Origin of the sequence: Tychonema sp. LEGE 07196, assembly GCF_963890365.1 — a bacterium.
GTDB lineage: Bacteria > Cyanobacteriota > Cyanobacteriia > Cyanobacteriales > Microcoleaceae > Microcoleus.
Genome location: NZ_CAWPRX010000168.1, coordinates 110,644 through 125,000 on the forward strand (window position 1 = coordinate 110,644; position 14,357 = coordinate 125,000).

A 14,357-nucleotide genomic window follows, 5' to 3' on the forward strand; every position below is an offset into this window, starting at 1 on the left:
GCAACCAGCCACAAATATAATCGCGCGAAATTTCCCCGATTCTTCAATCAGTGATTGCATTTAACAATACTTCCGTCAGTGTCATGTCTTCAAGATCGTCCATCGTCACAGTATCAACGATATCAAATTTAGCCCCAGCGCTTTGCAGTTCGTCATCTAATATTTTGAGAAATTTAGTAGCTTCCGGCGCATTCCCTACTTGAATGAAAGAAATTGCTAACTCTTCATCTCGATCGATCTTCCGCGAAGCCTCTATAATCGTTTTCATCACTTCTTTGCGATCGTCGGGTTCACCGTCCGTTACCACTAATATTGTTTCCCCATTTTGCTTGGTCTTACCGGATGCTTTGCGCTGAAAATAACTGTTTAGAGCGTCTAGCAGTACCGCAGCTAAATTTGTATTCCCCGAAGGTTCGTTTTCTTGGAATATTTGCAAGACTTTAGCTGATGTTACGTTGTCGTAGCGCTTGAAACGACCGGAAAACACATAAACGGTGATGCCGTCTGGGTCAAGTTCTTCGCATTTATTCGCTAGGGCGAGCGTCGATTCTTGGATCAGCGCCCACCGACTTTTACCGCCCGTCCGATCTTTGGTGTACATACTGCCGCTTTTGTCAATGATGATTGTATAATCGCGGTTCTGAAGCATAAGATTTTCCTGTTAATTAAATTTTTTCCAAAAAAGAAGAAAACCAGCGAGCCGAAGCTGTTGAGCTTTCGTTGCTCGCTGCGTTTTTTAGTTGATTTGCGATCGCAAATAGCAGAATTTAAGCTGTAACTAAAGCTTCTTTAAGCGGCTTCCAGCTAAAAACTCGATCGCCCCCCATCTCCACTGCTATTTTAACTCGCGGTTCTAACGTCGGCAAAACAGTCAAATACTCAACTTCCTGACTCGACAAAACCTGCCCTTCAATAATCCACAGCACCAGTCCTTTTGCTTTCGGCGGCAAATTGTCTAATTGAGTTTTCAACATCGGCGGCAGGTAGTAGGTATAACCGACAGCCCCTTCATTGCCAGTAGTTTTTTTGCCCAAATGCGGCGGCCGCACTCCGTGAACCCCCGTCAAATACATCGCCAAATCGCCCAAGCCCCGCGCCGTAATCGTATTGGCACCGTAGCCCGCAGCCCTCAGCCGCCGCAGGTAACGGCCCTCAAATCCTCCCTCTAAAGGAACGTACAGGGCGAGCGACCCCGACTTTTCCAAATCCCGAATCATATCCGAACCAGTCGTAATCAGTCCCATAAATTTGTCTTGCCTGCTGTTTTAAATGTGGTCGATCGCCAATTGCGAGCTTGGAGTATTATAAATCCTCAAGCTGAGGCGAAAAGTTTAGTCCGGGACGATCCGAATCAAAAAACCGGCTTTTTCAATCAGATTGACGGTTTGACCAAAGTATTGTCGTTAAAAAAATCCGGTTTCCGGCCACCGGTGGTTAATTCATCAACAGTTTATGCTCGCGGCCTTGACAAACGGCAAACACTTCATATACTATTGTGAATTGTCGCCGTCAAGGATACTGAGTAGCTTGCCGCTCAAGTCCTGGCGCAAACAAGCAAGACCGAGATAAGACTCGGAGAGCGATCGGGTAAAAAGCCGCGCATCTCAACCCTTGCAAGACTTCCACAAGCTCGCTCCCAAATTTAAAACTCAAATTTTAAACACCGAGGAAAGCTGTTGGTTGATAACAGTTAATTGCAGGAACACTGAAATAAATGTTTCTGCACAAGAGCAAGCGGATTGACGTAAAAAAATTCTCAATCCGAAACCTCTTGCGTAAATAAAAGGAAAAAATCCGTGTCTGTAGGCATTCTTGGTACAAAACTAGGCATGACTCAAGTGTTTGACGAAGAAGGGAGAGCAATCCCCGTCACCGTCATTCAAGCAGGGCCTTGTACAGTAACTCAAATCAAAACAAAACAAACTGACGGCTACGGTGCCGTTCAAGTTGGATACAGCGACGTTAAGCCGAAGGCTCTCAACCAGCCAAAATTGGGACACCTTGCCAAGTCGGGGGCGACTCCATTGCGCCACTTGCACGAATACCGATTGGAAGACACCAGTTCCTTTGAATTAGGTCAACAACTAAAAGCAGATAGCTTTACACCGGGACAAATAGTAGATGTCATCGGTACAAGCATCGGTAAAGGTTTTGCAGGCTTTCAAAAGCGCCACAACTTCAAACGAGGCCCTATGTCTCACGGTTCCAAAAATCACCGCGAACCAGGATCGATCGGACCTGGAACAACTCCCGGCCGCGTCTATCCCGGTAAAAGAATGGCGGGACGTATGGGCAACGTTCAAGTAACCGTCCGCAAACTCACAATTGTCCGGGTGGATGCAGAGCAGAATTTGTTGCTAATTAAGGGAGCAGTTCCCGGCAAACCTGGCGCCTTAGTCAATGTTGTGCCTGAGAAAAAAGTAGGACGTTAGTCAGCAGTCAGCAGTCAGCAGTCAGCAGTCAGTAGATAGTGGTTGGCAGGCGAGTAGCAAGAAAAACTAAGAGCCAAAAACTTAAAGCTGACAAAGCGACAAAGCGACAAAGCGACAAAGCGACAAAGCGAAAACTAAAAAACAGACAACTAACAACAGACAAAGGACAAAAGATATGGTTAATTGTGTAGTGCGAAATTGGCAAGGCGAAGAAGTTGGGGAAACAACTTTAGAACTGCGCGTAGCCAAAGAAGAAAATGCGTCTCACATCGTTCACAGAGCATTGACGCGGCAACTGAATAACGCCCGTCAAGGAAATGCTTGCACCAAAACTCGATCGGAAGTTAGAGGTGGCGGCCGCAAACCTTGGCGTCAAAAAGGCACCGGTCGAGCCAGAGCCGGTTCGATCCGTTCTCCGCTGTGGCGGGGCGGCGGTGTCATATTTGGGCCAAAACCCAGAGACTTTGAAGTCAAAATGAACAAAAAGGAACGCCGTCTCGCTTTGCGGACAGCATTCTTCAGTCGTACCGAAGACCTGATTGTGGTTGAAGAATTTGCAGAGCAATTTCCGAGACCGAAAAGCAAAGAATTGCTGAGCGCGATCGCCCGTTGGGGCATCGACCCAAATAAAAAAGTTCTGTTAATCTTGCCAGAACCGCAACTAAACGTCTATTTGTCAGGACGCAACATCGAATTAGTCAACGTCATCTTGGCAACTTCCCTGAACGTTTACGACGTTCTCGCGGCTGACAAAATCATTGTCACCTCTACCGCCATCACAAAAATTCAGGAGATTTACGGTGAGTAAAATCGACCCCCGCGACTACGCAGATTTGATCCAGCGTCCGATTCTCACCGAGAAAGCTACCAGAATGATGGAATTAAATCAATTTACATTCGACGTAGCCCCCAAAGCGACCAAGCCTCAAATCAAAGCAGCCATCGAAGAGCTATTTAAGGTGAAAGTCATCGGCGTAAACACCCAAAACCCGCCGCGCAAAAAGCGTCGAGTTGGTAAATTCGTCGGCTTTAAACCTTGTTACAAGCGAGCAACCGTCACTTTGCTAGACGGAGAGTCGATCCGCAAACTGCTATTCCCAGAAGTTTAGCCAATTTTGGATTTTAGATTTTAGATTTTAGATTTTAGATTGCAGTTAGCTCGTGCAAATTCCCAATTCAGGAAACAGCAAAGTTAACAGCTCATCCCAAATCTAAAATCCAAAATCTAAAATCTAAAATCCCAAGTCTAAAATCTAAAATCTAAAATCGATTATGGGCATTCGTTCTTACCGACCTTATACATCCAGCACCCGAGAAAAAACTGTCTCGGACTTTGCTGAAATTACCACGTCAGAACCCGAAAAGTCTCTAACCAGCAACAAGCACACCAAACAAGGCCGCAACAACCGAGGCGTCATCACCTGTCGCCACCGGGGAGGCGGTCATAAACGGCTTTATAGAGACATCGACTTCCGGCGCGACAAACACAGCATTCCTGCTACCGTCAAGTCGATCGAATACGACCCCAACCGCAACGCCCGCATCGCCCTAGTCTTCTACAAAGACGGCGAAAAACGGTACATCCTGCACCCGCTCAACTTAACCGTCGGTACAGTAATAGTCTCAGGCCCAGACGCGCCGATCGAAATCGGCAACGCCCTACCCCTGAAAAACATCCCCCTCGGTACCAGCATCCACAACGTAGAGCTAGTACCCGGAAAAGGCGGACAAATCGTCCGTTCCGCAGGCTCCAGCGCTCAGCTAATGGCAAAAGAAGGTACCTACGTCACCCTCAAACTGCCCTCCGGCGAACAGCGCAAAGTCCGCGCCGACTGCTACGCCACCATCGGTCAAGTTGGCAACACAGACGCTAGAAACATCAGCCTCGGTAAAGCAGGCCGCACCCGCTGGAAAGGCCGCAGACCAACCGTTCGCGGTAGCGTCATGAACCCGGTAGATCACCCGCACGGCGGTGGCGAAGGCAGAGCGCCCATCGGACGCTCTGGGCCCGTCACACCTTGGGGTAAACCAGCATTGGGTGCCAAAACTCGAAAAAAGAAAAAGCGCAGCGACTCTTTAATCGTCCGTCGCCGCCGCAAATCTTCCAAGCGCGGCAAGGGCGGCAGACAAAGTTAAGGAAGAAGGAAGAAGGAAGAAGGGAGAAGGAAGAAGGAAGAAGGAACAACGAAAAAGTTTTCCGTGCTCTTTTATTCCTGCAACTTTCTTCCCAATTCAATTCCAACTACTAATTACTAATTACCAAAACCATGTCTCGATCGCTAAAAAAAGGCCCCTTTGTAGCAGATCACCTGCTCACAAAAATTGAAAAACTCAACGCCGAAGGCAAAAAACAAGTAATTAAAACTTGGTCGCGCTCTTCCACAATCCTGCCTCAAATGGTAGGTCACACGATCGCAGTTCATAACGGCAGACAGCACGTCCCAGTCTACCTCACCGACCAAATGGTAGGTCACAAACTCGGAGAATTCTCCCCGACTCGCACCTTTAGAGGTCACAGCGATAAAAAGGCAAAAAGATAGCCAAATTAGGTGACAGGTAATAGGTAACTGGAAAAAGTTTTTCCCAATTACCAATTACCTTTTTCCCAATTACCAATTACCAACTTACCCAAATCGAAATGGTTATAGATACCACATCCGAAATTAAGGCGATCGCCCGTTACATTCGGTCATCCCCCTTCAAAGTACGCCGAGTCCTCGACCAAATTCGCGGCAAAAGCTACCAAGAAGCCCTGATTTTACTCGAATTCATGCCCTACCGCGCCTGCGAACCGATCGTCAAAGTTTTGCGATCGGCAGTAGCCAACGCCGAACACAACGCAGGATTAGACAAAAGTAAGCTAGTAGTCTCTCAAGCTTACGCAGACCAAGGCCCAGTCCTCAAGCGCTTCAGACCCCGCGCTCAAGGTCGCGCCTACCAAATCCGCAAGCCAACTTGTCACATCACCGTAATAGTTGCTCCGATCCTAGAAGACTAAACCTAGGAAAAACGTAATAGGTAATAAACAGCTTAAAGTTGAAAAAAAAGGCGATCGCCAATTACCTTTTCCTCAAAGCACGGAAATCACGGAGTCGCAGACAGTTGTTTTTTACATCTTCCTTCTTCCGACTTCCCTCGAACTTATTCCCAGTTACCAATTACCTTTTTCCCAATTAACTAATCAAATATTATGGGCCAAAAAATACATCCAATTGGTTTTCGTCTCGGCATTACCCAAGAGCACCGCTCTCGCTGGTTTGCTGACCCGAAGAACTATCCAGAACTCTTGCAAGAAGACTACAAAATCCGCAAGTACGTCCGCAAAACCCTCAGCAATGCTGGCATTTCCTCAGTCAGAATTGAACGGAAAGCCGATCAAATCGACCTAGAAGTCTTCACCGCCAGACCGGGCGTTGTCGTAGGCCGCGGCGGAGCAGGTATCGAAACCTTGCGCGTCGGTTTGCAACAGCTAATCGGTAACAACCGCCAAATTCGCATCAACGTCGTCGAAGTTCAGCGCGTAGACGCCGATGCCACACTGATCGCAGAATACATTGCCCAGCAACTAGAACGGCGCGTATCCTTCCGCCGAGTAGTCCGCCAAGCAATCACCCGCGCCCAAAAAGTCGGCATCCAAGGCATCAAAATTCAAGTCAGCGGACGGCTAAACGGCGCAGAAATCGCCCGTACCGAATGGACGCGCGAAGGCCGAGTTCCCTTGCACACGCTGCGGGCCGACATCGACTACTCCTACTGCACCGCTCAAACCATCTACGGTATTCTGGGCATTAAAGTTTGGGTTTTCAAAGGCGAAATTATTCCCGGACAAGAACAAGAATCTGCACCAAACGCAGCCGTGCCCCGGACTAAACAAAAGCGCCGTCGCCAGAACTTTGAAGATCGATCGAACGAAGGCTAGCTAATTGTTAACTGTTAGTTGCAATGGTCAATTGTCATTTAAAACCAATTGCCAATTACCAATTGCCAATTACCAATTACCAAATACCAAAATCCCAACTCCCAAAGCCATGTTAAGCCCTAAAAGAACAAAATTCCGCAAACAACAGCGCGGGCGAATGAGCGGTCAATCCACCCGCGGCAACACAGTTAGCTTTGGCGACTTCGCGCTCCAAGCCGTCGAACCCGCCTGGATAACCTCCCGCCAAATCGAAGCCGGACGGCGCGCCATGACCCGCTATATCCGCCGGGGCGGTAAAATCTGGATTCGCATTTTTCCCGACAAACCAGTCACCCAGCGCGCAGCAGAAACCCGGATGGGTTCTGGTAAAGGCGCGCCGGAGTTTTGGGTAGCCGTCGTCAAACCAGGCCGGATCATGTTTGAAATTGGCGGTGTAGCCGAAGAAACAGCCCGCGAAGCAATGCGTTTGGCATCTTTCAAATTACCGATCAAAACCAAGTTCATCAGCCGCGAAGAAGGCCAGTCCTAGCGAAAATCGAAGGTAGAGTTAGGTCGGCATTGGTCTGAATTTTAAAGGGCGACAGCAATTTAAAATCGGCAATTCATAACTTTTCTTTCCTTCGACCTTCAGCATCTAGACAATTAAGTCTTCACTCTTTCGATCGCTCACGATAAAGCACAGAATTATGTCTTTGACCAAGATTAAAGAAGCTAGAGAATTAAGCGATGCAGCAGTAGCAGAGCAAATTTTAGCCGTCAAGCGCCAACTCATGGATCTGCGGCTCCAGCAAGCTACCGGCCGCCTGGAAAAGCCTCACCTGTTCAAGCACGCCAAACATCGGTTGGCTCAATTAATGACAGTTGAACGCGAGCGCCAAATCGCAGCCGACGCTCAAGCTAAAGCCGAAAAAGCCGCATCGAAAGCAGCCGACGCTCAAGCTAAAGCTGCAACCGCAGTCAGCCCCGAGTAAGCAGCAGCCGAAGCTCGCACAGTAGTTCAAAAAAACTCAATTGCACAATAAAGATAGATAGCTATGGCAGTTAAAGAACGAGTTGGCGTAGTAGTCAGCGACAAGATGGACAAAACCGTCGTAGTAGCGATCGAAAACCGCTCCTCCCACAGTAAGTACGGCAAAATCGTAGTCCGCACCAAGCGGTACAAAGCTCACGACGAAGAAAATCAGTGCAAACCAGGCGATCGCGTCCGCATCACTGAAACTCGCCCCTTGAGCAAAACCAAACGCTGGACGGTTGCTGAGATTTTCGGTGCAAAAAATGGCTAACAGTTAATTCTGGATTGCTCAAAAGCGCGAGCGGCGATCGAGCTCGATCGACCATCCATTAGCAATTCACAGTTAGCAGTTAGCAAGCATCAAACTACCTTTTCCCCAATCACCATGATTCAACCCCAGACATACCTCAATGTCGCCGACAATAGCGGAGCCCGCAAACTAATGTGCATCCGCGTATTGGGAGGCGGCAACCGTCGCTACGGCGGAGTCGGCGATGTCATCATTGCCGTAGTCAAAGACGCCATCCCCAATATGGCAGTCAAAAAATCCGATGTCGTCAGAGCCGTCATTGTCAGAACCCGCAAAGGCTTGCGTCGCGACAGCGGCATGAGCATTCGTTTTGACGACAACGCCGCCGTCATCATCAATCCAGAAGGCAACCCCAAAGGCACTCGCGTTTTCGGCCCCGTCGCCCGCGAATTGCGCGACAAAAACTTTACTAAAATCATTTCCTTAGCCCCGGAGGTACTTTAAAATGTACGGAAAAAAGGGTAAAGCAACTAGCGAACCGCAGCGCTACAGAATGCACGTCAAAGCAGGCGACACCGTGCAAATAATTACTGGCAAAGAAAAAGGAAAAGTCGGAGAAATCCTCAAGACATATCCCAAAGTCAGCAAAGTAATTGTTAAAGGCGTAAATATCCGAACCAAGCACGTCAAGCCCCAGCAAGAGGGAGAATCCGGGAAAATAGTCACCTTTGAGGCTCCCATTCACAGCTCAAATGTCATGCACTATTCCGAAAAAGAGAAAATCGCCAGCCGCGTCTGCTATACATTTAGTGAAGACGGCCGCAAACTGCGACAACTCAAAAAAACCGGAGAAATCCTCGATAATTAGTCATCAGTCCTTAGTCCTTAGTCCTTAGTCCTTAGTCCTTAAAAGACAACTGACAACTGACAACTAACAACTGACAAAGAACAATTCCCTGACCAAGCCCAGGGACAGTTAACGAAACACAAAAACTATGCCGGACAAACTCAAAGTTCTTTATCAAGGAAAAATCGTTCCCAAACTGATGGATCAGTTTAAATATACTAATATCCATCAGGTTCCCAAACTCGTCAAAGTCACCGTGAACCGCGGTTTGGGAGAAGCATCTCAAAATGCTAAGGCACTAGATTCATCCATCAACGAAATTGGCATTATCACCGGACAAAAACCAGTGGTGACGCGGGCGAAAAAAGCGATCGCAGGCTTCAAAATCCGCAAAGGAGTACCAGTCGGCGTGATGGTGACGCTACGCGCCGATCGGATGTATGATTTTCTCGATCGGCTGATCAACCTCGCACTACCCCGCATCCGCGACTTCCGCGGCATCAGCCCCAAAAGCTTCGATGGTCGCGGCAACTACAGCTTGGGTCTGAGAGAACAGCTCATCTTTCCAGAAATAGAATATGACAGCATCGATCAAATTCGAGGCATGGACATTTCAATTATCACCACAGCAAAAACCGACGAAGAAGGACGCGCTTTGCTTAAAGAAATGGGAATGCCGTTCCGGGACAACTAAGCACTAGAGTAAGAAGCAAAAGATGGCAGCTAACGATACCATAGCAGATATGTTGACGCGCATTCGCAATTCTTGCATGGCGCGCCACCAGACAACACAAATTCCAGCTACAAAAATGACCCGTAGCATCGCCCAAGTCCTCAAAAATGAAGGCTTTATCAGCGAATTTGAAGAAGCAGAACCAGAAGGGGTCAAGCGAACTATAGTGCTTTCTCTAAAGTACAAAGGTAAAACTCGCAAGCCCATTATCACCGCACTTAAGCGAGTCAGCAAACCAGGACTTCGCGTTTACTCGAACCGTAAAGAATTGCCCCGAGTATTAGGCGGAATTGGCATCGCCATTATCTCCACCTCCAGCGGCATTATGACCGATAGAGAAGCCCGACGCCAAGGTTTGGGCGGAGAAGTGCTTTGTTATGTTTGGTAGTCATTAGTCAGTCGATTTTAGATTTTAGATTTTAGATTTTAGATTGACGCTCCAGCGCAGTGAATCTGAGAGTTTCAACAAAAATCTAACATTTTGGGAGCATCAACTCAAAAGTATCGGGGCACAGTACCCGTTTCTTGCGGGTCATTAGTCGCCGATTATTGGCAACAAACTCCAGAATCGATCGCTCAAAGACTAATAACTAAAGACTAACAATCAAGCACTAATCACTAAAAACAAAGGACAAAAAATATGTCGCGAATTGGCAAGCGTCCGATTAGCATTCCCACTAAAGTCACCATCACCCTAGACGGCCAAAAAGTAGCCGTCAAAGGCCCAAAAGGTGAACTTTCCAGAGTGATACCAGCAGAAATCCTCATGGGACTCGAAGGCGAGACTTTACTCGTTACCCGCCGAGACGAATCTCGCGTCGCCAGACAACTGCACGGCTTGTGCCGCACCCTAGTCGCCAACATGGTCGAAGGTGTATCAGAAGGTTTTCAGCGCCGTCTGGAAATTGTCGGCACAGGTTATCGGGCACAGGTTCAAGGACGGAACCTGATTTTAAACGTCGGTTACAGCAAGCCAGTTGAAATGCCCCCTCCAGAAGGCATCACAATGGCAGTTGAAGGCAACACCAACGTCATTGTCTCCGGCATTGACAAAGAACTCGTAGGTAACACAGCAGCCCGCATCCGCGCTGTACGTCCGCCTGAAGTCTACAAAGGTAAAGGCATTCGCTACAGCGGCGAAGTCATCCGGCGCAAAGCTGGTAAAACAGGCAAAACAGGTAAGAAGTAAACATGAAGCTTACTCGCAAAGAATCAGTCCACCGCAGACACCGCCGCGTACGGCGCAAGGTGTTCGGCACCGCCGAGCGTCCCAGATTAGCGGTATTTCGATCGGACCAGCACATCTACGCCCAAGTAATCGACGACACCGCCCAGCACACTTTGGTAGCCGCGTCAACCCTAGATCCCGAATTGAAAACCGAACTCACTTCGGGAAACAACTGCAGCGCCAGCAGCAAAGTAGGTCAGTTGATTGCCAAACGCTGTTCCAGCGCCGGTATAGCCAAAGTTGTATTCGATCGCGGGGGCAACCTCTACCACGGTCGCGTTAAAGCCCTCGCAGAAGCAGCTCGCGAAGCCGGGTTAGACTTTTAGGAAGAAGGAAGAAGTCAAGCGTGAAGTCGGAAGAAGGAAGAAAGAAGCAATAAAATTCTTAATTCCTAATGGTTAATTCCTCATTGCAGACTACCAGTTACTAATCCTTAATTCCCCAAACAACAAAACTATGGCAGAACAAAAAGAACAGCGCACCAAGAAAAAAAGCAGCAGCAACAACAAAGGACGCGAAAAAGAATCCGAATGGCAAGAACGGGTTGTTCAGATTCGCCGCGTTACTAAAGTAGTCAAAGGCGGTAAAAAACTCAGCTTCCGCGCCATAGTCATTATCGGCAACGAACGCGGTCAAGTTGGAGTGGGAGTCGGCAAAGCTAGCGACGTAATCGGTGCCGTTAAAAAAGGTGTCGCTGACGGTAAAAAACACCTCATTGAAGTCCCCCTCACCAAAGCCAACTCCATCCCTCACCCCATCAACGGTGACGGCGGCGGAGCCAAAGTCATGATGCGTCCGGCCGCAGCCGGAACAGGCGTAATTGCAGGGGGAGCGGTGCGAACAGTTCTCGAACTAGCAGGAGTCCGCAACATCTTAGCCAAACAGCTAGGTTCCGGAAACCCGTTAAACAACGCCAGAGCAGCAGTCAACGCCCTCTCCACCCTCCGCACCTTGTCCGAAGTTGCTCAAGAACGCGGAATTCCAGTAGAAAACCTCTACGGTTAGGGCATAGGGAATGGCAAACTGTCAGTTTTGAGTGTTAAGTGCTGGCGTTGAGAATCAAAAAAATCTGCAACTCAAAACTCACGCACTCAAAACTACTGCGCGCCGGCTCTCTAAATACCAATTACCAATTACCAATTACTAAAACTATGAGATTGCAAGACGCCCGACCCAAAGCAGGCTCCCAAAAGCGCCCGCGACGCTTAGGCAGAGGTATTTCTGCCGGTCAAGGCGCGAGCTCCGGTAAAGGGATGCGCGGTCAAAAATCTAGAGCCGGTAGCGGCACTAGACCGGGTTTTGAAGGCGGCCAAAATCCTCTCTACCGCCGCCTGCCCAAGCTCAAAAGCTTCCCGATCGTGAACCGCAAAGAGTACACTACCATTAATGTAAGTAAATTAGCATCGCTGCCAGCAAACACAGAAGTTACTCTCACCTCTTTGCTCCAAGCAAAAATTGTCACCGCTGACAATGGCCCGCTGAAAATCTTAGGAGATGGCGAACTAAATGTGCCCCTGCAAGTGCGCGCCAAGGCTTTTACCGCAGGTGCTCGCACCAAAATTGAAGCCGCAGGCGGAAATTGCGAATTAATTGCCTGAAGATTTGAGGTTTGAGAAGAAGTCCAAATCTCAAATCCTCAAGCTTGCTATCAGAAAATGATTTAGTCGAAAATCCCAAATCTAAAATCCCAAATCGTAACTATGGACGTTAGTAGAGAGAAAGCGCCAACTGCACAAGAGACATTCATGCAGATGGCTCAAGCTGCTGGTTTGCGGGGCCGCATCCTCGTAACCCTTGGCTTATTGATTTTAGTGCGTCTGGGTGTCCACTTGCCAGTCCCCGGCATCGATCGAGCTGCCTTTGCCCAAAACGTCCAAAATAGCCCTTTAATTGGCTTTCTGGACTTGTTTTCAGGAGGCGGCCTGTCAGCTTTGGGGATTTTTGCGCTGGGGATTTTGCCCTACATCAATGCTTCAATTATCGTGCAACTTCTAACCGCGGCTCTGCCAAGTTTAGAAGATTTGCAGAAAAATGAAGGAGAAGCGGGGCGGCGCAAGATATCTCAAATTACTCGCTACGTTTCTTTGGGCTGGGCAATTCTGCAAAGCATTGGCATTGCGATTTGGGTCAGCCCTTTTGCTCAAGCTCCAGCGCCCTTATTCATAGCACAAACTGCTTTGGCTCTAACTGCAGGGTCGATGTTTGTCATGTGGATATCGGAATTGGTGACGGAACGAGGCATCGGGAACGGAGCGTCGTTGCTGATATTTATCAACATTGTGTCGGTTTTGCCGCGCTCTTTGGGACAAACTTTTGAGTTGGCCCAAAGTGGCGATAACGCGATTGTGGGTCGCGTAGTGGTTCTGCTGCTGGTATTTTTGGTGACTATTGTCGGGATTGTGTTTGTTCAGGAAGGTACTCGCCGTATTCCGATTATTTCTGCCCGCCGCCAAGTCGGACGCAAGGTTTATCGGGAGAGTCGCAGCTATCTGCCCCTGCGCTTGAATCAAGGCGGAGTGATGCCGATTATTTTTGCATCTTCGGTGTTGATTGTGCCTTCTTTCCTCGCTCAGTCTCTGAATAACCCATTTTTGGTTCAAGTTGCTAATGTTTTGAGTCCTAACGGGCCTGCGCCTTGGGCTTACGCACTGTTTTATCTGACTTTGATTCTGTTCTTCAGCTATTTCTACGCTTCGTTGATTGTCAACCCTGTAGATATGTCTCAGAACTTGAAGAAAATGGGCGCTAGTATTCCTGGCATTCGTCCCGGTCAGAAAACGAGCGATTATGTGGAGAAGGTTTTGAACCGTTTGACTTTCTTGGGCGCGATATTTCTCGGTCTGGTGGCTATTGTACCAACGGCTGTAGAAAGTGCGATCGGCGTGCAAACTTTTAGAGGTTTTGGTGCAACTTCCCTGCTAATTCTAGTGGGTGTCGCGATCGAAACTGCTAAGCAAATTCAAACTTACGTCATCTCCCAACGATATGAAGGAATGGTGAAGTAATCGCAATGCAACTGATTTTTATGGGGCCTCCAGGGGCAGGTAAGGGAACTCAGGCTCAAATATTAGCCGCTCTCTGGAAAATACCGCACATTTCTACTGGTGACATTCTGCGCGCCTGCGTGGTGGCGAAAACAGCCTTGGGCCTACAGGCGAAAGCCTACATGGATGCTGGTGAGTTGGTTCCCGACCAGTTATTGATGGATATCGTCCAAGAACGCATGAATCAACCAGATGCAAGTGCAGGCTGGATTCTCGACGGCTTTCCCCGCACTGTGGCACAGGCAGCGTTTTTTGACAAACTGCTCTGTGATGTAGGTGTAGAGGGAAGTACGTCTGGTAAGGACTGCGATATCAGAGCTGTCAATTTGGACGTACCTGATAATGTTTTGGTGACTCGCCTATTGTCACGCGGTCGCCAGGATGACAATGAGGAGACGATCCGCCGCCGGTTGCAAGTTTATCGCGAACAAACTGAGCCTTTGATTGAGTTTTACAGCGCTCGCGAACAGTTAGTTGCGGTTGATGGCGATCGCGATATGGGATTAGTCACTGCTGAACTGCAACAAGCCCTCTCTGGCGACTCTTGAACCCTCTCAATAGAGCTTGTTACTCACCAAATTTTGCTAAGATATGTTAACTAGGAGCTTTGTGTGCGATCGGGTTTTGTGAGGGTTGTTAGAAACAGGATTGAACTCGATTATACTTGCCACAACTTTACTCAAGTAAAGCTGAAGCAAGAAGTTAATTAGAGTCAAGCATTCGATCGAGTCGCCCGAATTATTGCCCCGTTCGCCTTAGACCCGCCCAAAACGGATACAAGCCACCGACAATCATCGTCGCAAACCCTGATTTTAGACCGCAGTTTCTGCTCATTTGATGCCTCTGTGGAGTCAATCTAAAATCTAAAACTTGTTCGCTTGCGAAGTCGAAG

At 48.5% G+C, this 14,357-nt stretch carries 23 protein-coding genes; 21 read left to right on the forward strand and 2 right to left on the reverse strand.

Going from position 1 to position 14,357, the window contains the following annotated elements; all coding sequences use genetic code 11:
- Nucleotides 1–43 precede the first annotated feature (43 nt).
- Entirely contained in the window at nucleotides 44–649 is a 606-nt protein-coding gene (locus tag AACV78_RS19825; RefSeq protein WP_194010339.1) for a vWA domain-containing protein, read from the reverse strand.
- A gap of 118 nt (nucleotides 650–767) precedes the next feature.
- A complete protein-coding gene (locus tag AACV78_RS19830; RefSeq protein WP_194010340.1) occupies nucleotides 768–1,244 on the reverse strand; it encodes an NAD(P)H-quinone oxidoreductase subunit N in 477 nt (158 codons plus the stop codon).
- A gap of 9 nt (nucleotides 1,245–1,253) precedes the next feature.
- Between AACV78_RS19830 and AACV78_RS19835 the strand changes: the two genes are divergently transcribed.
- The 21 genes from AACV78_RS19835 to AACV78_RS19935 all read left to right on the forward strand — a co-directional run bounded on the left by AACV78_RS19835 (nucleotide 1,254) and on the right by AACV78_RS19935 (nucleotide 14,013).
- Nucleotides 1,254–1,499, forward strand: a complete 246-nt coding sequence (locus tag AACV78_RS19835) for a hypothetical protein (RefSeq protein WP_194010341.1) — start codon at nucleotides 1,254–1,256, stop codon at nucleotides 1,497–1,499.
- Between the two features lie 297 nt (nucleotides 1,500–1,796).
- Nucleotides 1,797–2,432, forward strand: coding sequence for a 50S ribosomal protein L3 (rplC, locus tag AACV78_RS19840; protein WP_194010342.1), 636 nt, complete (start codon nucleotides 1,797–1,799; stop codon nucleotides 2,430–2,432).
- 175 nt (nucleotides 2,433–2,607) lie between these two features.
- A complete protein-coding gene (gene rplD, locus AACV78_RS19845; protein ID WP_194010343.1) occupies nucleotides 2,608–3,240 on the forward strand; it encodes a 50S ribosomal protein L4 in 633 nt (210 codons plus the stop codon).
- Nucleotides 3,233–3,541: a 50S ribosomal protein L23 gene (locus tag AACV78_RS19850; RefSeq protein ID WP_194010344.1), complete on the forward strand. Its 309-nt coding sequence runs from the start codon at nucleotides 3,233–3,235 to the stop codon at nucleotides 3,539–3,541. Before rplD ends, AACV78_RS19850 begins: the two co-directional genes overlap by 8 nt.
- 163 nt (nucleotides 3,542–3,704) lie before the next feature.
- Nucleotides 3,705–4,568: a 50S ribosomal protein L2 gene (gene rplB / locus AACV78_RS19855; protein WP_194010345.1), complete on the forward strand. Its 864-nt coding sequence runs from the start codon at nucleotides 3,705–3,707 to the stop codon at nucleotides 4,566–4,568.
- Between the two features lie 131 nt (nucleotides 4,569–4,699).
- Complete coding sequence (gene rpsS, locus AACV78_RS19860) at nucleotides 4,700–4,972, forward strand: 30S ribosomal protein S19 (RefSeq protein ID WP_194010346.1); 273 nt, start codon at nucleotides 4,700–4,702, stop codon at nucleotides 4,970–4,972.
- Nucleotides 4,973–5,070: 98 nt separating this feature from the next.
- Entirely contained in the window at nucleotides 5,071–5,430 is a 360-nt protein-coding gene (gene rplV / locus AACV78_RS19865) for a 50S ribosomal protein L22 (protein WP_194010347.1), read from the forward strand.
- A 192-nt stretch (nucleotides 5,431–5,622) separates the two neighbouring features.
- Entirely contained in the window at nucleotides 5,623–6,351 is a 729-nt protein-coding gene (gene rpsC, locus AACV78_RS19870) for a 30S ribosomal protein S3 (protein WP_194010348.1), read from the forward strand.
- A 109-nt stretch (nucleotides 6,352–6,460) separates the two neighbouring features.
- Complete coding sequence (rplP, locus tag AACV78_RS19875; protein WP_194010369.1) at nucleotides 6,461–6,880, forward strand: 50S ribosomal protein L16; 420 nt, start codon at nucleotides 6,461–6,463, stop codon at nucleotides 6,878–6,880.
- A 157-nt stretch (nucleotides 6,881–7,037) separates the two neighbouring features.
- Nucleotides 7,038–7,322, forward strand: a complete 285-nt coding sequence (gene rpmC, locus AACV78_RS19880; RefSeq protein ID WP_194010349.1) for a 50S ribosomal protein L29 — start codon at nucleotides 7,038–7,040, stop codon at nucleotides 7,320–7,322.
- A 63-nt stretch (nucleotides 7,323–7,385) separates the two neighbouring features.
- Nucleotides 7,386–7,634: a 30S ribosomal protein S17 gene (rpsQ, locus tag AACV78_RS19885; protein ID WP_194010350.1), complete on the forward strand. Its 249-nt coding sequence runs from the start codon at nucleotides 7,386–7,388 to the stop codon at nucleotides 7,632–7,634.
- Nucleotides 7,635–7,748: 114 nt separating this feature from the next.
- Nucleotides 7,749–8,117, forward strand: coding sequence for a 50S ribosomal protein L14 (rplN, locus tag AACV78_RS19890; protein ID WP_194010351.1), 369 nt, complete (start codon nucleotides 7,749–7,751; stop codon nucleotides 8,115–8,117).
- Between the two features lies 1 nt (nucleotide 8,118).
- Nucleotides 8,119–8,481, forward strand: a complete 363-nt coding sequence (rplX, locus tag AACV78_RS19895; protein WP_228041975.1) for a 50S ribosomal protein L24 — start codon at nucleotides 8,119–8,121, stop codon at nucleotides 8,479–8,481.
- Between the two features lie 127 nt (nucleotides 8,482–8,608).
- Nucleotides 8,609–9,154 (forward strand): 50S ribosomal protein L5, encoded by a 546-nt coding sequence (rplE, locus tag AACV78_RS19900; protein WP_194010352.1) that lies wholly within the window; start codon nucleotides 8,609–8,611, stop codon nucleotides 9,152–9,154.
- 22 nt (nucleotides 9,155–9,176) lie between these two features.
- Nucleotides 9,177–9,581 (forward strand): 30S ribosomal protein S8, encoded by a 405-nt coding sequence (gene rpsH / locus AACV78_RS19905; protein ID WP_194010353.1) that lies wholly within the window; start codon nucleotides 9,177–9,179, stop codon nucleotides 9,579–9,581.
- Nucleotides 9,582–9,833: 252 nt separating this feature from the next.
- Nucleotides 9,834–10,382 carry a 50S ribosomal protein L6 gene (rplF, locus tag AACV78_RS19910; protein WP_194010354.1) on the forward strand — a complete coding sequence of 183 codons (549 nt, stop codon included), beginning with the start codon at nucleotides 9,834–9,836 and terminating at the stop codon, nucleotides 10,380–10,382.
- A 2-nt stretch (nucleotides 10,383–10,384) separates the two neighbouring features.
- Nucleotides 10,385–10,747, forward strand: a complete 363-nt coding sequence (gene rplR / locus AACV78_RS19915) for a 50S ribosomal protein L18 (protein ID WP_194010355.1) — start codon at nucleotides 10,385–10,387, stop codon at nucleotides 10,745–10,747.
- 130 nt (nucleotides 10,748–10,877) lie between these two features.
- Nucleotides 10,878–11,426 (forward strand): 30S ribosomal protein S5, encoded by a 549-nt coding sequence (gene rpsE, locus AACV78_RS19920; protein WP_194010356.1) that lies wholly within the window; start codon nucleotides 10,878–10,880, stop codon nucleotides 11,424–11,426.
- A gap of 146 nt (nucleotides 11,427–11,572) precedes the next feature.
- On the forward strand, nucleotides 11,573–12,019 hold the full coding sequence (rplO, locus tag AACV78_RS19925) for a 50S ribosomal protein L15 (RefSeq protein ID WP_194010357.1): 447 nt from the start codon (nucleotides 11,573–11,575) through the stop codon (nucleotides 12,017–12,019).
- Between the two features lie 102 nt (nucleotides 12,020–12,121).
- Nucleotides 12,122–13,426 (forward strand): preprotein translocase subunit SecY, encoded by a 1,305-nt coding sequence (gene secY, locus AACV78_RS19930; protein WP_194010358.1) that lies wholly within the window; start codon nucleotides 12,122–12,124, stop codon nucleotides 13,424–13,426.
- A gap of 5 nt (nucleotides 13,427–13,431) precedes the next feature.
- On the forward strand, nucleotides 13,432–14,013 hold the full coding sequence (locus AACV78_RS19935; protein ID WP_194010359.1) for an adenylate kinase: 582 nt from the start codon (nucleotides 13,432–13,434) through the stop codon (nucleotides 14,011–14,013).
- Nucleotides 14,014–14,357: the final 344 nt, after the last annotated feature.